The sequence below is a fragment of the Stella humosa genome, from assembly GCF_006738645.1.
GTDB lineage: Bacteria > Pseudomonadota > Alphaproteobacteria > ATCC43930 > Allostellaceae > Allostella > Allostella humosa.
Genome location: NZ_AP019700.1, coordinates 5,415,695 through 5,433,821 on the forward strand (window position 1 = coordinate 5,415,695; position 18,127 = coordinate 5,433,821).

Genomic DNA, 18,127 nt, shown 5'->3' on the forward strand with positions numbered 1-18,127 from the left:
TGCCGCCGACGATCCAAGACGGCTTCCGGCGTTTGCAGGTGATCCGCGTCGATCAAGCCCGCGTAAAGCCGGCGAATGAACCAGACAGCGGTTTTCATGCCGACCATCCTGGCCTTCGCCGGCCCCCTGCCCGACGAGACGGCGCCGATTCGCCGCCCGGAGCCCGCGCGAATCGGGGCGGCCGGCCGAATCGCGAGGCAGGGACGGCTTGTCGACCCGCATCGCGCCCGACTAGATACACCCATGCGCGACTCAGGGAGGGATGCGACGACCCCTCGCCCACCCGAAAGGACGGCGGACGGTCGCGAACTGGCCGCGCTGGTGCGCCTGGTGGCGGACAACCGCGACCGACAGGCCTTCGCGACCCTGTTCGACCACCTCATGCCGCGGGTCAAATCCTATGCCATGCGGCTCGGCGCCGACGGCACGACCGCCGAGGAGGTGGCCCAGGAGGTGATGCTGCTGGTGTGGCGCAAGGCCGACAGCTTCGATGCCTCGCGGGCCACCGTCGCCACCTGGGTCTTCACCATCGCGCGCAACAAGCGGATCGACCTGCTGCGGCGCGAGAAGCGGCCGCTGGTCGACCTTGAGGATCCGGTCCTCGTGCCCGACCAGCCGCCGCCGGCCGACGAGGCCATCGCCCAGGTCGATGCCGAGGACCGACTGCGGGTCGCCATCCGCAGCCTGCCCAAGGAGCAGGCCGACCTGCTCGCCATGGCGTTCTTCGAGGACCGCTCCCACAGCGCCATAGCGGCCGCCACCAGCTTGCCGCTGGGCACCGTGAAATCGCGCATCCGCCTGGCGCTGGAACGCCTGCGGCGGACCATCAGGGACGAATAGGCATGTCTACCCACCATCCCGACGACGCGTTGCTGCTCGACTATGCGGCCGGTGCGGCCGCCCAGGGGCCGGCGCTGCTGGTCGCCACCCACCTGACCTTCTGTCCGCATTGCCGCCGCAACTTGGCCGCGATGGAGCAGGTGGGGGCTGCCCTGATGGAGACGCTGGCGCCCCAGCCCGTATCCGCGGACGCGCGCCAGCGTGTCATGGCGATGCTGGAGGATGAGCCGCGAATCGAATCGGCCGCCGCCCCGTCCCCTGTGACGGCGATCACTGGCGGGCCGGCGCTGCCGCGCGCCGTCCGCGAACTGGTCGGTGCCGAAATCGGTGCCCTGGCGTGGCAGCCGGTGCTGAGCGGGGTCGACCAGATCCTGATCGACCAGACGCCCGACGGCGGCCGCACGCGCCTGATGCGGATCCGCGCCGGCCGCGCCGTACCCCGCCATACCCATCGCGGCACGGAACTGGTGTGCGTGCTGGATGGCGGATTCAGCGATGTTTCCGGCCATTACGGTCCGGGCGATGTCGCCGCGGCCGACGATGCAGTCGACCACCAGCCGACCGCCGATGCCGACCGGGACTGCATCTGCCTGGCGGTGACAGAGGCACCGGTACGCCTGACTGGTCGGTTCTGGCGACTGCTCAATCCGTTCGTGCGATTCTGACGCCGCAACGCAGCATTTCGCGGAGTCTTACCGGCCACCCACCAGGATTTGTGTCACGAAATTTCTGTTCTACCTTCGTTCTTGACAGTCTTCCGCCGGCGAACCTAGCCTCGTCGTCGACATGCCGCTCCTGCACGCAACCCGCATCGCCCGCGATGCATCGCCTGCCCTCCGGCAGATTGCCCGGACGGTAGCGCACGCCACCGCCCCGGCCCGGCCCTATGCCGACCGTGCAGTCTCCTCCATCACCTTCTTCGGCATCGGTTTCCTGGTCGGCACCGCCTGCTGGCTGATGATGCGCGAGTATGTCGCCGAGCCGAACGGATTTGCCGCCAGTTGGCTGATGGTCATGCTGATCGGCCTGGTCACCGGGACGCTCTGCGGCTTTGCCGCCATGGCCGTTGCGGCGACGCTGCAGGCCGCCCGGGCACGGCCACCCGCCTCGCTCGCCCATCTGCCGGACCCGAGCCCGCTGGCCACCGTCGGACCCCTGCTGGCCCCGCTGGTCGCGGCAGTCCGCAGCCAGTTCGGCCGCTGGGGCGGCAAGGCAGGCGTGGCGGCGCGTCAGCCGATCCGGGCGAGCACGCGGTCGAGCGCGCCTGTGTCGTCCCATTCGATGGCGACCCGCAGCACGGCCACCCGCGCGCGCCAGGAGGGCGGCAAGCGCACCGCGTCCTTGGCCGTCGTCACCAGCCGCGCGCCCAAGCCGGCCGCCAAGCCCTCCAAGCGCAAGAGCTCGTCGCCGCGGAAGCGGTGATGATCGGGAAAGGCCCGCGCCGCCACCGGATCGGCGCCCAGCCCGCGCAGGGTCGCGAAGAATTTTTCGGGCCGGCCGATCCCGGCAAAAGCCACGATCGGCGCCCCGGGCGCGAAGGATAGCGGCATCTTCGGCACCAGCCGCGCCTGCAGGACCGGCAGCGGCGAGCTGGCAGCGATGCCGTGCCGATCCTGGCCGATCACGACCACGGCGTCGGCGCGGGTGAGGCCCACGCGCACCGGCTCGCGCAGCGGCCCGGCTGGAAAGACCAGCCCGTTGCCGAACCCCGCCTCGCCATCGACCACGATCAGCGACAGGTCCTTGGCCAGGGTCGGGTTCTGGAAGCCGTCGTCCAGCAGCAGCAGGCGGGCCCGGGCGGCGATCGCGGCGCGAGCGCCGGCCACCCGGTCGCGCGCCACCCATACCGGCGTGCGGCGGGCCAGCAGCAACGGCTCGTCGCCCACATCCTCGGCCGAATGCAGCTTGGGATCGACCCGCACCGGCCCCGCCAGCCGCCCGCCATAGCCACGGGTGACGATATGCGGCTGGCGCTGCGCCAGCCGCCGGGCGAGGTCGAGCACGACCGGAGTCTTGCCCGTGCCGCCCACCGTCAGGTTGCCGACGCAGACGACCGGCACCGATGCCTGCCAGGGCGTAACCAGCGATCGCCGGACCGCCCCGCCCAGTGCATAGGCCGCACCCAGGGGCCGCAGCAGCACCGCCAGGGGCCCGCCGATCTGCCAGAAGTCAGGCGCCCGCACGGACCGCCCCGCCGGTGTCGGACAGGCGATCCAGCAGGGGCGCCAGTGCCTCCATGGTGCGGTCGAGGGCGCCCGCCTCCTCCCCAGCGACCCGGCGCGCGGCCTGGCCGCGGCGCGACCGTTCGGCCGGATCGGCCAGCAAGCGGGCGACGGCGGCGGCCAGGCTGCCGGCGTCGGCGACCGGCAGCGTGGCGTCCGCCTGTCGCAACCTTTCTGCCACGCCTGCGAAATTGGCCATGTCGGGGCCGTGCAGGATGGCAGCACCGACCAGGGCCGGCTCCAACGGATTGTGGCCGCCGCGTCCGACATCGAAGGAGCCCGCCACCAGCACGATGTCGGCCAGCCGCAGATAGAGCGCCATCTCGCCCAGCGTGTCGCCAACCAGGACCGCGGTGTCGGGGCCGACAGCGTCGCCGCCGGTGCGCAGTACGGCCGGCAGCCCGGCCGCCGCCGCCAGCGCCGCCACGTCGGCCCCGCGCTGCGGGTGGCGCGGCACCAGGACCAGCAGCAGGTCGGGGCACCCGGCCCGCAGCCGCGCATGGGCAGCCAGGACGAGTTCGTCCTCGCCCGGGTGGGTGCTGACGGCCAGCCAGCAGGGCCGGCGCCCGATCGACGCCCGGGCCGCGGCCAGCGCCGCCGGGTCGGCCTCGCCCAGCATGGCCGCCGCCTTGAGGTTGCCGACGACGCGGACGTCGCGCCCGCCGAGGCTGGCGAATCGGGCGGCCTGAACGGCATCCGGCACCAGGATCGGCGCGAACGGCCCGATGATGGCGGCCGCCCATCGGCCGAACCGCCGCCAGTTGCGGTGCGACCGCGCGGACAGACGCCCATTCAGCAGGGCCATCGGGATATCCCGGCGTGCCGTTTCCGCCACCAGGTTCGGCCACAACTCCGATTCCATCCACAGGGCCGCGTCCGGCCGCCAATGGTCGAGGAACCGGCGGACCCAGGCCGGCCGGTCGGCAGGGATATAGGCGTGCTGCGCACCCGCCGGCAGACGGTCCGCCAGCATCGCCGCCGCCGTCATGGTGCCGGACGTCACCAGCAGCCCCAGTTCCGGCCGCTCCATGGCAAGCCGATGCAGCAGCGGCAATGCGGCCATGGTCTCGCCGACACTGGCGCCGTGGCACCATAGCAGCGGGCCCGGCGGCCGCGCGCGGGTCGACCTGCCAAGCCGCTCGGCAAAGCGCGCGGGATCTTCCTTGCCGCGGGCAAGGCGCCGGCGCAGGTACCACAGGATCGCCGGCCCCGCCGCTGTCGTCAGGCCGCGATAGATATGCGCGATCACCGGCCGGGCCGGCGCGGTATCGGCCCGTCGCCCGGGGGCGGCCCCGGCTCGATCGGGACCTGGCCGCAGCGGCGATCGGCCTCGGCCGACAGCAGGTTCATCGCCTGCTCCAGCCGCTGGCGATAGGTTTCCAGGTCGCCATCGCGCGGCACATGGATCGCCTCACCCCACAGAAACACGCCGCGGCCGAACGGCAATGCCAGCACGAAGCGATCCCAGCTGCGCAGGATGCGGCGCCGGCTGACGCCGAAGGTGACCGGGATGATCGGCACGCCCGACAGGCGGGCTGCCGCCACGACGCCCGGCGAAGCGCGCATCCGCGGGCCGCGCGGGCCGTCCGGGGTGATGCCGACGGAGTTGCCCGCCCCCAGCGTGCGCAGCATGACGCGCAGCGCCTCCGCCCCGCCGCGCTTGGTCGATCCGGCCCGGGTGCCGATGGCGAAATACTGCATCGCCTCGGCGATCAGGCGGCCGTCGCGGTGGGCGGAAATCAGCATCTGCATGGACTTGCCCCGCCGCCAGGCGAGCGGGATCATCAGCAGCCGGCCATGCCAGAAGCACAGGATGAAGGGCTTGTCCTGGTCCCATGCGGCCAGGTGGTCGGTCGCCCCCTCGACGCGCCAGCGTCCGGTCCGCCAGATGAGGCGGATGTAGAACTGGATCAGCCATCCGAGGATGGCGCGGAACCAATCCTGGGCTGCGAGGGTCTTGAGTATCCGCATCGTCCAGCAATTGCGAAGGCCGCGGCCTGGGCCGCCGAAGCGGGCGGACCATACACGCGATCAGCGCCCGGCGGAAAAACCCTCAGCGCGCCGGGACGAGATTGTCCAGGAACTGATCGGCCGAGCGCGCCCAGGAGAAGCCCTCGGCATGGGCCCGGCAGCGGCCGGCGGGGATATTCAGGGCCGCGCGTGCGGCCCGGCCCAGGTCCTCCGACAGGATGCCGGCCGTCGAGCCGCCCACCACGTCGACCGGGCCCGGCACGGGGAAGGCCGCGACCGGCACGCCCGACGCCAGCGCCTCCAGCATCACCAGCCCGAACGTGTCGGTCCGGCTGGGAAAGACGAACACGTCGGCGGCCCGGAAATGATGGGCCAGATCCGGGCCACTGCGCGAGCCCACGAAGACCGCGCCAGGGTGGCGGGCGGCCAGCACCGCGCGCTGCGGGCCGCAGCCGACCACAACCTTGGTCCCCGGCAGGTCGAGGACGAGGAACGCTTCCAGGTTCTTCTCCACCGCCACGCGCCCGACATTGAGGAAGATGGGCCGCGGCAGATCGTAGAGGTCCTTCGGCCCCGGCCGGAAGAGGGTCGTGTCGACCCCGCGCGACCAGCGGCGCAGGTTGCGGAAGCCGCGGCCGGCCAGTTCGCCCATCAGGCTGTCGGTCGCCACCATCACCCTTGCCGCCGGGGCGTGGAAGCGACGCATCCAGCCATGCAGCCAGGCCGCCGGCACACCCGTTCGGGCGGCGACATAGTCGGGAAAGCGCGTGTGAAAGGCGGTGGTGAAGGCCAGGCGGCGGCGGCGGCAATAGGCCCGGGCCGCCATTCCGAGCGGACCCTCGGTGGCGATGTGGATGGCGTCGGGTGCGGCATCGTCCAGCCGCCGCCCCATGCCACGTCCGGGCAGCAGGGCCAGGCGAATCTCTCTATAGCCCGGGCAGGGGACGGTGGAGAAGGCGTCGGGCGCGATCACGGTCACGGAATGGCCGCGCCGCTCGAGCTCGTCCTTCAGCGTCGTCAGGGTGCGTACGACGCCATTCACCTGCGGGTGCCAGGCGTCGCTGACGATGGCGAGGTTCACGTCCCGGCCCCGTCCTGCGGACCCGCATGCGCCAGGGTCATGGCCGGCCGCATCGGATCGAGCGCGCGGAGCTGCATCCAGTCGACGATCTCCAGCCGGCCGTCCAGATGCTCCACCAGCGCGGTACAGCTTTCGACCCAGTCCCCGTCGTTGCAATAGAGGACGCCGTCGATCATCCGCATCTCGGCCTTGTGGATATGGCCGCACACCACCCCGTCGACATGGCGTCGGCGGGCCTCGTCGGCGACCGCCTGCTCGAAGCGGCCGACATACTCCACCGCGTTCTTCACCCGCTGCTTCACATAGGCGGACAGCGACCAGTACGAGAAGCCGAGGTGGCGGCGGACGACGTTGAAGTGGTGGTTGACCGCCATCAGCAGGTCGTAGCCGGCATCCCCCACCAGGGCCAGCCAGCGGGCATGGCGCACGACCGCATCGAAGCGGTCGCCATGGAGCACCAGCAGCCGGCGCCCGTCGGCCGTCTCGTGCACCAGCTCGTCGACGACCAGGATGCCGCCGAACTGCAACTCCAGGAAATGCCGGAACATCTCGTCGTGGTTGCCCGGCAGGTAGACGACGTTGGTGCCCTTGCGGGCCTTGCGCAGCAGCTTCTGGACGACGTCGTTGTGGCTCTGGTGCCAGTACCAGGACCGCTTGAGCCGCCAGCCATCGACGATGTCGCCCACGAGATAGAGGTTCTCGGATTCGCTGTGGCGCAGGAAATCGAGCAGGAACTCTGCCTTGCAGCCCCGCGTGCCGAGATGGACGTCGGAGATCCAGATCGTCCGGTACTGCCGCACCATCGGCATGTGCGTCATGCCGTCCACCCCGGTAAGGAAGAAGGGATCGCTCGGGCGCCATCCCTACCAAGTTCCCGTTACGGTTCGGCGTCGCCACCCGGTCGCGGGCGCCGGGCGATCATGCTATGCGGCGGGGCATGGAAAAGACCGGCGGACATTTCCTGGCCGCGATTCGCCGCCGCGACGATGTGGAGCGGCCGGACGCCTTCCCCTGGACCCTGCCGCTGGCGACGACGCTGGAAGAACTGCATTTCCCGGCAGCCGTAACCTTCCTGGTCGGCGAGAACGGCTGCGGCAAGTCGACCCTGCTCGAGGGGCTGGCGGCGGGCATGCAGGCGGTTGCCGCCGGCAGCGCCGACATCGCGCGCGACCCCTCGCTGGCGGCCGCGCGCAGCTTTGCCCGCGGTTTCCGCTTCATCCGCCGGCGCCATGCGCGCACGCGGCTGTTCCTCAGGGCCGAGGATGTCATGGGCTATGGCCGCCGCCTGTCGGGCGAGGCCGCCGAACTGGACGCGATCGCCGGCGAGCTGATGGCGACGCTGCCGGAAGGGATCGGCCGCACGCGCGCCGTCGGCCTTGCGCGGGCGCAGCGCGCGGCCCTGACCACACGCTATGGCGAGAACCCGGACGGTCGCTCGCACGGCGAGACCTTCCTGGCCCTGTTGCAGACGCGGCTGGTGCCGAACGGCCTCTATTTCCTGGACGAGCCGGAGACGCCGCTGTCGCCCGCGCGCGTCCTGGCCCTGATGGCCCTGCTGAAGGACCGGGTGGCGGCGGGTTGCCAGTTCGTCATTGCCACCCACTCGCCGATCCTGATGGCACTGCCCGGGGCCGCCATCCTGCTGATCGAGGCGGACCGCATCGAACCCGTCGCCTATGACGAGGTCGAGCATGTCCGCCTGACCCGGGCGTTCCTGGCCGAGCCGGAACGCTTCCTGCGCCGCCTATAGAAGCGGCCGGGTCAGCGCCCGGCGATGGTCATCTCCGGCACCAGGACGGTGGGGGCGTTGGTGCCATAGCGGAACTCCAGGTCGCTGGCGGGCACCAGCGTGGCGAACATGTCCTTGAGGTTGCCGGCGATGGTGACCTCGCTGACGGGATAGGCGATCTCGCCATCCTCGATCCAGAAGCCGGACGCGCCGCGGCTGTAGTCGCCGGTGACGCCGTTGACGCCGAAGCCCATCAGCCCGGTGACGTAGAGACCGCGCCCGGCCCGCTTCAGCAGTTCGGCCGGGCTGGCTTCGCCTGGTGCGAGGTAAAGGTTGGTCGTCGTCGGCGAGGGCGGGCCGCCGGTCCCCCGGGACGCATTGCCGGTCGATTGCAGACCGAGCTGGCGGGCCGTGACCAGGTCGAGGACCCAGGTCCGCAGGACGCCGTCCTCGACCAGCGCGCGCCGGGCCGCCGGTAGCCCCTCGCCATCGAAGGGCCGCGAACGCAGGCCCCGGGCGCGCAAGGGGTCGTCGATCACCGAGACGCCGGGGGCGAAGACAGCGCTGCCCATGCGGTCCTTGAGGAAGCTGGTGCCGCGGGCGATCGACTGGCCGTTGATGGCCCCGGCGAAATGCCCGACCAGCCCGCCCGAAACCCGGGGGTCGAAGACGATGGCGGCCTTGGTGGTCGCGGCCTTCTGCGGCTTCAGGCGTCGGATCGCCCGCTCGCCGGCGCTGCGGCCGACATCCTCGGGCTGGCGCAGGTCGGCGCCGTAGACGGCCGAGGTGAAGTCGTAGTCGCGCTCCATGCCGGTACCCTCGCCGGCGAGGACCGAGACGCTGAGCGACCAGCCCGAGCCTTCGTAGCTGCCGGCAAAGCCGTTGGAGGCCACGAGCGATACGCGGCTGCGCGACCAGCCGGCCTCCGCCCCTTCGGAGTTGGTGACGCCAGGCACCGCGCGGGCGGCCTCCTCGGTCCGACGCGCCCAGTCGATCAGCATTTCCGCGGTCGGCTCCGAGGGGTCCGACAGGTCCATGTCGGGCCAGCTGCGGGCGATCGCCTCCGGGTCGGCCAGGCCGCAATAGGGATCTTCCGGCACCGCGCGGGCCATGGCGACAGCGCGCTCGACCAGTTCATCCAGCGCCTTGGCGCTGAGGTCGGAGGAGGAAACGACCGCCTGCCGGCGACCGACCAGGACGCGCAGGCCCAGGTCCTGCCCTTCGGATCGCTCCAGCTTCTCGGTCTCACCCAGGCGCTGGGCGTGGGAAATCGAGGTCCCCTCCACATGCACGGCATCGGCCGCGTCGGCCCCGGCGCGGCGCGCGCGGGCGATGAGGTCCGACAGCAGGTCGAGGGTTGCCTGGGAATCCGTCGTCATCGGCGGTGACCTCGTGGGGATCGGGCGGGGGAAGAAGATCGGGAGGGCGGTAGGGCCGCCTGCTCCGATGTGGCCGCTCGGCGCGGCGGCGTCAACCGCCGAGCACGGCAAGGCGTGCCGGTGCACATGAACCGAAGGGCAGTGCCGGGCGACGCAACGCGGTACAGTTCGGCCAGCCGGCCGCCCGCGAAGGAGCACCATGGCGATCACCCTCTATGCCCTGAAGCCGCGCTTCCAGGCCCTGCTGCACCCGGCGGTCGGCCGCATGGCGGCAGCCGGCGTGACCGCCAACCAGGTTACACTGGCCGCCGCCGCCGGCTCGGTCCTGCTGGGTGGCCTGCTGGCGCTGCAGGGGCCGGCGCGGCCGGCGCTCTTCCTGCTGCTGCCGGCCTGGCTGGCGCTGCGCATGGCGCTGAATGCCGTCGACGGCATGCTGGCGCGCGAGTTCGGCCAGAAGAGCCGGCTCGGCGCCTTTCTCAACGAGCTGGGGGACGTCGTATCCGATGCCGCCCTCTACCTGCCGTTCGCCCTGGTCGCCCCGTTCGCGCCGGCCTGGGTGGTGATCGTCGTCGTCCTGGCGGTGACGGGGGAGCTGGCCGGCGTCCTGGGCCAGACGATCGGCGCCAGCCGGCGCTATGACGGGCCGCTCGGCAAGAGCGACCGCGCGCTGGTGTTCGGCGCGCTCGGCCTCTGGGTCGGGCTGGCGCCCCTGCCGGCCATGATCGCCTGGGCGATGCCGGTCCTGGCGGTACTGGCGGCGGTGGGCATCGTCAATCGCGTGCGCCGGGCATTGGCCGAGGCGGAGGGCCGGGCATGAGCGGGATCATCGGGCACATTGCCGCCACCCTGGTCACGGGTCTGGCGCGGGCCGTCACCGGCGTGCGCGGCGACTGGCGGGATGCGGCCGCCGATCCGGACGGGCCGCCGCGGATCTATTTCGCCAACCATGCCAGCCATGGTGATTTCGTCCTGGTCTGGACCGTCCTGCCGCGGTCGCTGCGGCGGCGGACGCGGCCGGTGGCGGGCGCGGACTACTGGAATGCCGGGCCGATCCGCCGCTTCTTCGGCCAGCGCGTATTCCAGGCGGTCCTGATCGACCGCCGGCCCGAGATGCGCTCGGGCGACCCGCTGGCCCCGCTGGCGGACGCCATCGGCCAGGGACAGTCGCTGATCCTCTTCCCCGAGGGCACGCGCAACCTGACCGAGGAACGGCTGCTGCCCTTCAAGAGCGGCCTCTACCATCTGGCGCGGATGCGGCCCGAGGCGCTGCCCGTGCCGGTCTGGATCGAGAACCTGAACCGGGTCATGCCCAAGGGGGAACTGGTGCCCGTCCCGCTGCTCTGCACCGTCACCTTCGGCGCGCCCTTGCCGGTGGCCGAGGGTGAGGACAAGAACGCCTACCTGGCCCGCGCTCGGGCCGCCATGCTGGCCCTGGCACCCGGCACGGAGGCCCAGTCGTGAACGCGGGCTCGGAGGCGCCGATCCTCTTCGCCGGCATCGCCGCCGTCCTGGTGGTGGCGACCCTGGCCGGCTGGCTGCTGCGCCGGCGCTTCGGCCGGACCGCCACGATCGAGAACCTGGAGGCGCGCGTGCGCGCCTGGTGGGTGATGGTGGGCCTGATCGCCGGCGCCTTCGTGCTGGGCCATGTGGGCGTGATCGTCCTGTTCGCGCTGGCCTCGTTCGCGGCATTGCGCGAGTTCGTCACCCTGACGCCGACCCGGCGCGGCGACCATTGGGCACTGGCGGTCGCCTTCTTCCTGGTGCTGCCGCTGCAATACTGGCTGGTCGGGATCGAGTGGTACGGGCTCTATGCCATCTTCATTCCGGTCTACGTCTTCCTGCTGCTGCCGATCGTGGCCGCGCTCCGCGGCGACACCACCCGCTTCATGGCGCGGGTGGCCGAGCTGCAATGGGGCCTGATGATCTGCGTCTTCTGCGTCTCGCACGTGCCGGCCCTGCTGACGCTGCCGATCCCGGGCTTCGAGGGCCGCCACCTGCTGCTGGTCGCCTTCCTGGTCCTGGTCGTCCAGGCGAGCGACGTGCTGCAATATGTCTGGGGCAAGCTGCTGGGCCGCCGCAAGATCGCCCCCGCCCTCTCGCCGTCCAAGACGGTGGAGGGCTTCGTGGGCGGCATCGCCAGCGCTACGGCACTCGGTGCCGCGATGTGGTGGATCACGCCCTTCGCGCCCTGGCAGGCGGCCCTGATGGCGCTGGTGGTGACGCTGATGGGCTTCTTCGGCGGCCTGGTGATGTCGGCCATCAAGCGCGACCGCGGCGTGAAGGACTGGGGCCGCATGATCGAGGGCCATGGCGGCATGCTCGACCGCCTGGATTCGGTGATCTTCGCCGCCCCCGTCTTCTTCCATCTCACCCGCTACTGGTGGACGGTGTAGGCGAGGCTGCTATTTCCAGATGGGCTTGCCGCTCCCGGGCAGGCCGTACTGGGCCCATTTGCGGGTGACGGTCTCGATGACGTCGCGGTCCATGGCGATCTGCCGGCCCCATTCGCGATGGGTCTCCGGCGGCCATTTGTTGGTGGCATCCAGGCCGATCTTCGACCCCAGCCCGCTTTCCGGCGAGGCGAAGTCGAGATAGTCGATCGGCGTGCGCTCGACCAGCGTGATGTCGCGGGCCGGGTCCATGCGGGTCGACATCGCCCACATCACCTCCTTCCAGTCGCGCGCATCGATGTCGTCGTCCACGACGATCACCCACTTCGTGTACATGAATTGCCGCAGGAACGACCACACGCCCATCATCACGCGCTTGGCATGGCCCGGGTAGGCCTTGCGCATGGACACGACGGCGATGCGGTAGGAACAGCCCTCGGGCGGCAGCCAGAAATCGACGATCTCCGGGAACTGCTGGCGCAGCAGGGGGATGAACACCTCGTTCAGCGCCTGGCCCAGCACAGACGGCTCGTCCGGCGGGCGGCCGGTGAAGGTCGACAGGTAGATCGGGTCGCGGCGCATGGTGATGGCCGAGACGGTGAAGACCGGGAACGGCTCGACCGAATTGTAGTAGCCGGTGTGGTCGCCATACGGCCCCTCGTCGCCATACTCCTCCAGCGAGACATGGCCCTCGAGCACGATCTCGGCCTCGGCCGGGACCTTGAGCGGCACGGTGCGGCAGTCGACCAGATCGACCTTGCGGCCGCGCAGCAAGCCCGCGAACTGGTATTCCGACAGCGTGTCCGGCACCGGGGTGACGGCCGCCAGGATGGTGCCGGGGTCGGCGCCGATGACGACGGCCGCCGGCAGCGGGTCGCGCTTCTTGCTCCCCCAGCGGGCATGATGCTGGGCGCCGCCGCGATGGCGCAGCCAGCGCATCAGGGTGGTGTTCCGGCCCGTCACCTGCATGCGATAGATGCCGAGGTTGAAGCCGTCCTCGCGCGCCTGCGAGGGCCCGCGGGTGACGACCAGCGGCCAGGTGATCAGCGGCGCCGGCTCCCCCGGCCAGCAGGTCTGCACCGGCAGCAGGCCGAGGTCGATGTCCTCGCCCGTCAGCACCACCTCCTGGCAGGGCGCGCGCGAGACGGTGCGCGGCTTCATCGCCATCACCGTCTTCACCAGCGGCAGCATCTCCAGCGCGTCGCGCCAGCCGCCCGGCGGCTCCGGCTGCTTCAGGAAGGCCAGGGTCTCGCCCACCTGGCGCAACTGGTCGGGCGTGCGGTCCATGCCCCAGGCGACGCGCTCCACCGTGCCGAACAGGTTCACCAGGACGGGCATGGAATGGCCGATCACGTTCTCGAACAGCACCGCCGGCCCGCCCTCGGCCAGGAGGCGGGTCTGGATCTCGGTCATCTCCAGCACCGGCGACACCGGCGCCGATACGCGCACCAGCCGGCCCTCCCGTTCGAGCCGGGAGATGAAGTCGCGCAGCGAGGCATAGGGCATGGGCGGTCCGTCCGACGGGCAGTGATGGCCACAACTTAGGCCGGGCCGCCGCCGCCGTCACGACGCGAGCGGCGGCAGGTCGCATTGACTTCGCCCCGCGAATTCCGACATCCAGGGCTGCACCATCGAGGAGTGAATGGGATGGCATTCTGGGTCATCGGCGGGGAATACGCGGACACCGAGTTCCAGACCCTGGCCAAGGGCCGGGCGGAAGAGCGGCTGGGGCCGTTCCCCACCTGGGAGGCCGCCCGCAACGCCTGGTCGACGCGCGCGTTCGCGACCGTGGACGATTGCCACAGCCGCTTCCGCATCGTCGAGGAAGCGGACGAGCCCGCCCGGGGCTAGCCCACGACCCCGAGGCGGAACACCGCCGTGTCGCGCAGCAGCCGGTCCTCCAGCTCCAGGTCGACCGGCACGGCATAGCGGGCCAGTTCGACCATGCCCTCGGTCGGCAGGTAGGCGCGCCCGGGGTCGGACAGCAGCACGTCGGCACCGCGCGCGGCCAGGCCGCGCAGCCACGGCACCAGCCGCTCGGCCAGCGACCGCTCGTAGCACAGATCGCCGACCAGGACCGTCGCCCAGCCTTCGTCCCGGCCGATCAGGTCGTCGCTTCGCGCCGCCACCGACAGGCCGTTGAGAGTGGCGTTCAGCGCGATTGCCGCCACCGCGAAGGGGTCGATGTCAGCCGCCTCGACCCGGGCGGCGCCCGACCGGGCCGCTGCCAGCGCGACCAGCCCCGAGCCCGACCCCACATCCACGACCGACCGGCCGGCGACCAGGTTCGGCTGGTCGATGATCAGGCGCGCCAGGGCCTGGCCACCCGCCCAGGCGAAGGCCCAGTAGGGTGGCGGGGTGCCGGTCGCGGCCAGCGATTCCTCCGTGGCTTCCCACAGCGGGGTGACGGCGGTGGCCAGGTGCAGGCGAAGCTCGGGCACGAGCGGCGGGCAGCCCGGCCTGGTCTGGTGGCGAACGAAAGTGGCGGTATCCATGGGGGCCATGGTGCGGTGCGGGGAAGAAAGGCGCCAGCCCGGCGGTTGGGCCGCAGCATCTGGATGAAAATCCGGTGACAACCCCAAGATCGCGTGGCCGAATCGGCCGGGCCAGCGTTATCGTTGCAGTGCGAAATGGAGATCCGTCCCACAAGGACCATCCCGGTTCGCCGCCGATCCCCCCGGCGGCCACCCCTGGAATTGCCCAGAGCCTGGGCGTCCGGCGGCGCCGCAATCGGCAGCCAGCCCCCCGCGACGGCCTTGCACGCCGCCCCTTCGCCCAAACGGCGATCGGGCGGCGTGCCGCGTTTCGGGGCATGCCCCAAGTCTTCCCATCCGACCGAGAGGAGCCAGGAATGGCCAAGCGCGCGCGTGGAGATGGCGTCGTGAAGACAATCGATCCGAAGGTCCGCGGCCTGTTCGGGGAGCTGGTCGCGCGCTGGGACCCGCTGGGGGAACAGGCTGCCGCCGACGAGGCAGCCGACGACCGGCGGGACCAGAGCTACATCCGCAAGGTGCGCCCCCAGGGGCCGGGCCAGCGCCGCCTGACCGATGCGATGGCGGCCCACAGCCTGACGATGGCGCTGGGCCCGGCCGGCACGGGCAAGACCTACCTGGCGGTGGCGGCCGCCGTCGAGGCGCTCGACGAGGGCAGCGTCGGGCGCATCGTGCTGTCGCGGCCGGCGGTCGAGGCGGGCGAGAACCTGGGCTACCTGCCGGGCGACATGCACGAGAAGCTGGCGCCCTACCTGCGGCCGCTCTACGACGCGCTGAACGACCGGATGGGCGCCAAGCGCGTGCGCCAGCTGGTGGCGGACGGGACCATCGAGATCGCGCCCATCGCCTACATGCGCGGGCGCACGCTCAACAACTGCTTCGTCGTCATCGACGAGGCGCAGAACTGCACCTATGGCCAGATCAAGATGCTGCTGACGCGCCTGGGCTGGCACTCGACCATGGTGCTGACCGGCGACCCCGACCAGAGCGACCTGCTGGAGGGAATCTCCGGCCTGGCCGAGGTCGCGCGCCGGCTCCAGGCGGTGCCGGGGATCGCCGTGGTGCGGCTAGACGAGCACGACATCGTCCGCCACCCGCTGGTGGCCGAGATGCTGACGGTACTGTAGCCCGGAACGCGAAGCGGCCGCCCGGGGAAGCCCCGGGCGGCCGCGACGATCGACGGGATCGGTCGACTAGAGCAGCTTGGTGATCGCCTCGGCGCTCGACACCTCGAACTTGCCCGGCTCCTCGACGTTGAGGGCGGTCACGGTGCCGTTGTCGACGATCATGGCATAGCGCTTGGAGCGCTTGCCCATGCCGTTCGGCGTCAGGTCGAGGGTGAGGCCCAGCGATTCGGTGAAGGCGCCGCTGCCATCGGCCAGCATCAGCACCTTGTCGCCGACGGCCTGGTCCTTGCCCCAGGCGCCCATGACGAAAGCGTCGTTGACCGACAGGCAGGCGATGGTGTCGACGCCCTTGCCCTTGAGCGCACCCGAATGCTGGACGAAACCGGGCAGGTGCTTGGCCGAGCAGGTCGGCGTGAAGGCGCCGGGAAGCGCGAAGACGACGACCTTCTTGCCGTCGAACAGCTCTTCGGTGGTGATGTCCTTCGGGCCCTCGGCGGTCATGGTCTTCAGCTTGCCAGAGGGGATCTTCTGGCCGACGGCGATGGTCATGGCGGTGCCTCCTGCAGGGTCTCGACAAATATGCTGGAATGCCGACGGCAGGAACCGCCGCGGCGCCCGCCTCAAATAAGGCTTGTGCCGGCCGCTGTCATCCCCCGTTGCCGACGGCAGCGGCGCGCGCCGGCCCGCCCCCGCCCACGCGGGCGAATGCGGCCATCACAGCCCCCTCGGTGAGCAGTTCCGGCAGGGCGACGCCTTGGGGCGCGCCCGGGCCGTAGACGATGTTGAAGGGAATGCCGTAGCGGCCATGGTCGGCCAGGAAACGGGCGATCTCCGGGTCGGGCCGGGTCCAGTCGGCGCGCATCGCCACCAGGTCGGGCCGCGCCAGCCGCAGGGCGACCTCGCCGCGCGCCATCACCAGCTTCTTGTTCACCTGGCAGGTGATGCACCAGTCGGCGGTCACGTCGACGAAGACGGTACGGCCGTCGGCCACCAGGGCGGAGATCCGGCCGCGGTCGAAGGGCTGCCACTGCGCGCCGGCCTCGATCGCCGCCGGCGCCGGGGGTGGGGCCGTCAGGCGCGGCACGACGGCCACCGCGAACAGGACCACGGTGGCGGCGGCGACGCTGGTGCGCCAGGCGACCGGCAGCCGGGCAAGCGGCCCGATCAGCAGGACACCCAGCGCCAGCACGATTGCCAGGACGACCGCCGCGCCGATGCCCTGCTGGGCCGCCAGGACGCTCAGCAGCCAGGCGCAGGTCGCGACCATGGCGACCGCCAGGATGCGGCGCACCTTGACCATCCACAGGCCGGGCCGGGGCAGGCGGGCGGCAATGCCGGGCACAGCCGCCACCGCCAGGTAAGGCAACGCCAGCCCGAGGCCGAGGGCGGTGAAGATGGCAAAGATCTCGACCGGGCCGCGGGCCAGGGCGAAGCCGATGGCGGTGCCGAGGAAGGGCGCCGAGCAGGGCGTGGCCAGCACCGCCGCCAGCGCGCCCGTCAGAAAATGGCCAAGCGGGCCGCGGTGCGGTGCATTGGCGGCCGACTGGGCCAGGCCCGGCAGCGGTATCTCGAACCAGCCCCACAGGTTGGCGGCGAACAGCGCCAGGACGGCCGCCATGGCCACCAGGAACCACGGCTCCTGGAACTGGATGCCCCAGCCGACGGCCAGGCCGGCGGTCTTCAAGGCCACGGCCCCCGCGGCCAGCAGCAGGAACGAGAAGAGGATGCCGGCCGAGGCGGCAACGAAACCCCAGCGCACCTCCGCCCGCTCGCGCCCGCCGGCCTCCACCACGCCCAGCAGCTTCAGCGACAGGACCGGCAGCACGCAGGGCATCAGGTTCAGGATCAGGCCGCCCAGCAGCGCCGTTGCCAACATCGACAGCCAGACGGCCGCCGGCACCGGCGGCAGGCCCGATCCCGCGACCGACGCGACGCCCACGCGACGCTGGGCCTCGACCGCGCGGTCGCCATCGACCAGGGTCAGGGTGACGTCGCTGTCGGCAAGCCGGGCCATCGTCGCCGGATCGCCCGAAATCGGGACCTCAAGCCGCGCCCCGCCCGGCACCGCCGTCACCCGCGGTGCGCCAAAATCGACGGGAATGGCGGATTCGACGAAGAGATCCGGCTTGGCGAGCGGCTGGTCGGTGCGGACGGCCGCGACCAGGACCCGCTGGTCGCCGGCACCGGCCAGGCCGACCGCGTCGATCGCAAGGCCGTCGGCAACGCCGTCGTCCGGCACCCGCGCGATGAAATCCGCCAGCAGCCCCGCTTCGGCCGATGGGCTGGCCGTGCCGGCCGGCAGGTCGAGCTGGAGCGTCGCCTGATAGGGAATGCAGATCTCGCGGCAGGTCAGGTAGTCGACGGCCGCCTTGACGCGAAGCGGATCGCCCGGCCGTTCCAGGGCGAGCTGGATCGGAAAGACCACCTCGTCGGAATAGCCGAAGCTCTCGATCCCCAGGACCTCGAACCGCTTGGGGGCGGGCCAAGCGAGGCGGGCCTCGCCGGCATTGTCCGATCCCTGCCACTCGATGCTGGGTGGCAGGCCGCCCGAGCCGGGGGAGCGCCAGTAGACCTTCCAGCCCGGCTGCATGCGGAAATGCAGGCCAAGCCCCACCGACTGGCTGTCGCCAACCGCGGCCACGGCCGAGACGAGGCGGACGGCGGTCTGCTCGGTACGCTGCCAGGGCGAGGCCGTTTCGGCCCGCGCGCCATCGGGCACCAGCAAGGTCAGGGCTGCAATGGCCACCAACAGGGTGGCGGTCGCGCCCGCGACGGCTTTCGCGATCAGGCTCCGCATTGTGCATCAATATGGGCCAGCGGCTGGCACGGGGGAGTCACAAAGACGTGGGCCAGGCCATCCGGTGGTGCGGCACGGCGGCGCATCCGGCACCAGCGA

18 protein-coding genes are annotated in these 18,127 nt (G+C 71.4%); 8 read left to right on the plus strand and 10 right to left on the minus strand.

Going from position 1 to position 18,127, the window contains the following annotated elements; genetic code table 11:
* Nucleotides 1–243: 243 nt before the first annotated feature.
* The gene (locus STVA_RS25430) at nucleotides 244–840 is read left to right on the plus strand and encodes a sigma-70 family RNA polymerase sigma factor (protein WP_123690787.1); all 597 of its coding nucleotides are present in this window, start codon (nucleotides 244–246) and stop codon (nucleotides 838–840) included.
* Between the two features lie 2 nt (nucleotides 841–842).
* Nucleotides 843–1,505, plus strand: a complete 663-nt coding sequence (locus STVA_RS25435) for a ChrR family anti-sigma-E factor (protein ID WP_123690785.1) — start codon at nucleotides 843–845, stop codon at nucleotides 1,503–1,505.
* 564 nt (nucleotides 1,506–2,069) lie between these two features.
* Here STVA_RS25435 and lpxK read toward each other — a convergent pair.
* The 5 genes from lpxK to STVA_RS25460 form a co-directional block, all read right to left on the minus strand.
* Complete coding sequence (gene lpxK / locus STVA_RS25440; protein WP_123690781.1) at nucleotides 2,070–3,023, minus strand: tetraacyldisaccharide 4'-kinase; 954 nt, start codon at nucleotides 3,021–3,023, stop codon at nucleotides 2,070–2,072.
* On the minus strand, nucleotides 3,010–4,311 hold the full coding sequence (locus tag STVA_RS25445; RefSeq protein ID WP_123690779.1) for a 3-deoxy-D-manno-octulosonic acid transferase: 1,302 nt from the start codon (nucleotides 4,309–4,311) through the stop codon (nucleotides 3,010–3,012). The genes lpxK and STVA_RS25445 overlap by 14 nt, the downstream gene beginning before the upstream one ends.
* Nucleotides 4,308–5,033, minus strand: a complete 726-nt coding sequence (locus STVA_RS25450; RefSeq protein WP_123690777.1) for a lysophospholipid acyltransferase family protein — start codon at nucleotides 5,031–5,033, stop codon at nucleotides 4,308–4,310. Before STVA_RS25450 ends, STVA_RS25445 begins: the two co-directional genes overlap by 4 nt.
* Before the next feature lie 82 nt (nucleotides 5,034–5,115).
* Complete coding sequence (locus tag STVA_RS25455; protein WP_123690775.1) at nucleotides 5,116–6,114, minus strand: glycosyltransferase family 4 protein; 999 nt, start codon at nucleotides 6,112–6,114, stop codon at nucleotides 5,116–5,118.
* Entirely contained in the window at nucleotides 6,111–6,932 is an 822-nt protein-coding gene (locus tag STVA_RS25460) for a UDP-2,3-diacylglucosamine diphosphatase (RefSeq protein ID WP_123691362.1), read from the minus strand. Before STVA_RS25460 ends, STVA_RS25455 begins: the two co-directional genes overlap by 4 nt.
* 119 nt (nucleotides 6,933–7,051) lie before the next feature.
* Here STVA_RS25460 and STVA_RS25465 point away from each other — a divergent pair, with 119 nt between their 5' ends.
* Nucleotides 7,052–7,864: an AAA family ATPase gene (locus STVA_RS25465; protein ID WP_170216518.1), complete on the plus strand. Its 813-nt coding sequence runs from the start codon at nucleotides 7,052–7,054 to the stop codon at nucleotides 7,862–7,864.
* Between the two features lie 11 nt (nucleotides 7,865–7,875).
* Here the strand turns inward: STVA_RS25465 and STVA_RS25470 are convergent, their stop codons facing one another.
* The gene (locus STVA_RS25470) at nucleotides 7,876–9,222 is read right to left on the minus strand and encodes a TldD/PmbA family protein (RefSeq protein WP_123690771.1); all 1,347 of its coding nucleotides are present in this window, start codon (nucleotides 9,220–9,222) and stop codon (nucleotides 7,876–7,878) included.
* A gap of 199 nt (nucleotides 9,223–9,421) precedes the next feature.
* Here STVA_RS25470 and STVA_RS25475 point away from each other — a divergent pair, with 199 nt between their 5' ends.
* From STVA_RS25475 to STVA_RS25485, 3 genes are read left to right on the plus strand one after another with little or no spacing between them, the layout of a single operon-like run.
* Nucleotides 9,422–10,039: a CDP-alcohol phosphatidyltransferase family protein gene (locus STVA_RS25475; RefSeq protein ID WP_197735738.1), complete on the plus strand. Its 618-nt coding sequence runs from the start codon at nucleotides 9,422–9,424 to the stop codon at nucleotides 10,037–10,039.
* Nucleotides 10,036–10,683, plus strand: coding sequence for a lysophospholipid acyltransferase family protein (locus STVA_RS25480; protein ID WP_197735739.1), 648 nt, complete (start codon nucleotides 10,036–10,038; stop codon nucleotides 10,681–10,683). Before STVA_RS25475 ends, STVA_RS25480 begins: the two co-directional genes overlap by 4 nt.
* Nucleotides 10,680–11,615, plus strand: coding sequence for a phosphatidate cytidylyltransferase (locus STVA_RS25485; protein ID WP_123690769.1), 936 nt, complete (start codon nucleotides 10,680–10,682; stop codon nucleotides 11,613–11,615). The genes STVA_RS25480 and STVA_RS25485 overlap by 4 nt, the downstream gene beginning before the upstream one ends.
* Nucleotides 11,616–11,624: 9 nt before the next feature.
* On the opposite strand, the gene STVA_RS25490 is transcribed toward STVA_RS25485, so the two are convergent.
* Nucleotides 11,625–13,118, minus strand: a complete 1,494-nt coding sequence (locus STVA_RS25490; protein ID WP_123690767.1) for a UbiD family decarboxylase — start codon at nucleotides 13,116–13,118, stop codon at nucleotides 11,625–11,627.
* A gap of 141 nt (nucleotides 13,119–13,259) precedes the next feature.
* On the opposite strand from STVA_RS25490, the gene STVA_RS25495 reads away from it, so the two are divergent.
* Entirely contained in the window at nucleotides 13,260–13,463 is a 204-nt protein-coding gene (locus tag STVA_RS25495) for a DUF4170 domain-containing protein (RefSeq protein ID WP_123690765.1), read from the plus strand.
* Here STVA_RS25495 and STVA_RS25500 read toward each other — a convergent pair.
* Nucleotides 13,460–14,107 carry a class I SAM-dependent methyltransferase gene (locus tag STVA_RS25500; protein WP_123690763.1) on the minus strand — a complete coding sequence of 216 codons (648 nt, stop codon included), beginning with the start codon at nucleotides 14,105–14,107 and terminating at the stop codon, nucleotides 13,460–13,462. The genes STVA_RS25495 and STVA_RS25500 overlap by 4 nt on opposite strands.
* A 356-nt stretch (nucleotides 14,108–14,463) precedes the next feature.
* Between STVA_RS25500 and STVA_RS25505 the strand changes: the two genes are divergently transcribed.
* Nucleotides 14,464–15,231, plus strand: coding sequence for a PhoH family protein (locus STVA_RS25505; protein WP_123690761.1), 768 nt, complete (start codon nucleotides 14,464–14,466; stop codon nucleotides 15,229–15,231).
* A 66-nt stretch (nucleotides 15,232–15,297) separates the two neighbouring features.
* On the opposite strand, the gene STVA_RS25510 is transcribed toward STVA_RS25505, so the two are convergent.
* Nucleotides 15,298–15,780, minus strand: coding sequence for a peroxiredoxin (locus STVA_RS25510; protein ID WP_123690759.1), 483 nt, complete (start codon nucleotides 15,778–15,780; stop codon nucleotides 15,298–15,300).
* Nucleotides 15,781–15,877: 97 nt separating this feature from the next.
* Nucleotides 15,878–18,028 (minus strand): protein-disulfide reductase DsbD family protein, encoded by a 2,151-nt coding sequence (locus tag STVA_RS28435; protein ID WP_123690757.1) that lies wholly within the window; start codon nucleotides 18,026–18,028, stop codon nucleotides 15,878–15,880.
* Between the last annotated feature and the right edge of the window lie 99 nt (nucleotides 18,029–18,127).

Coding starts and splice junctions, on each gene's coding strand:
- STVA_RS25480 (WP_197735739.1), top strand. CDS start 10,036: ATGAGCGGGATCATCGGGCACATTGCCGCCACCCTGGTCACGGGTCTG.
- STVA_RS25475 (WP_197735738.1), top strand. CDS start 9,422: ATGGCGATCACCCTCTATGCCCTGAAGCCGCGCTTCCAGGCCCTGCTG.
- STVA_RS25460 (WP_123691362.1), bottom strand. CDS start 6,932: ATGACGCACATGCCGATGGTGCGGCAGTACCGGACGATCTGGATCTCC.
- STVA_RS25450 (WP_123690777.1), bottom strand. CDS start 5,033: ATGCGGATACTCAAGACCCTCGCAGCCCAGGATTGGTTCCGCGCCATC.
- STVA_RS25500 (WP_123690763.1), bottom strand. CDS start 14,107: ATGGATACCGCCACTTTCGTTCGCCACCAGACCAGGCCGGGCTGCCCG.
- STVA_RS25435 (WP_123690785.1), top strand. CDS start 843: ATGTCTACCCACCATCCCGACGACGCGTTGCTGCTCGACTATGCGGCC.
- STVA_RS25430 (WP_123690787.1), top strand. CDS start 244: ATGCGCGACTCAGGGAGGGATGCGACGACCCCTCGCCCACCCGAAAGG.
- STVA_RS25495 (WP_123690765.1), top strand. CDS start 13,260: ATGGCATTCTGGGTCATCGGCGGGGAATACGCGGACACCGAGTTCCAG.
- STVA_RS25510 (WP_123690759.1), bottom strand. CDS start 15,780: ATGACCATCGCCGTCGGCCAGAAGATCCCCTCTGGCAAGCTGAAGACC.
- STVA_RS25470 (WP_123690771.1), bottom strand. CDS start 9,222: ATGACGACGGATTCCCAGGCAACCCTCGACCTGCTGTCGGACCTCATC.
- STVA_RS25465 (WP_170216518.1), top strand. CDS start 7,052: ATGGAAAAGACCGGCGGACATTTCCTGGCCGCGATTCGCCGCCGCGAC.
- STVA_RS25490 (WP_123690767.1), bottom strand. CDS start 13,118: ATGCCCTATGCCTCGCTGCGCGACTTCATCTCCCGGCTCGAACGGGAG.
- STVA_RS25505 (WP_123690761.1), top strand. CDS start 14,464: ATGGCCAAGCGCGCGCGTGGAGATGGCGTCGTGAAGACAATCGATCCG.
- STVA_RS28435 (WP_123690757.1), bottom strand. CDS start 18,028: ATGCGGAGCCTGATCGCGAAAGCCGTCGCGGGCGCGACCGCCACCCTG.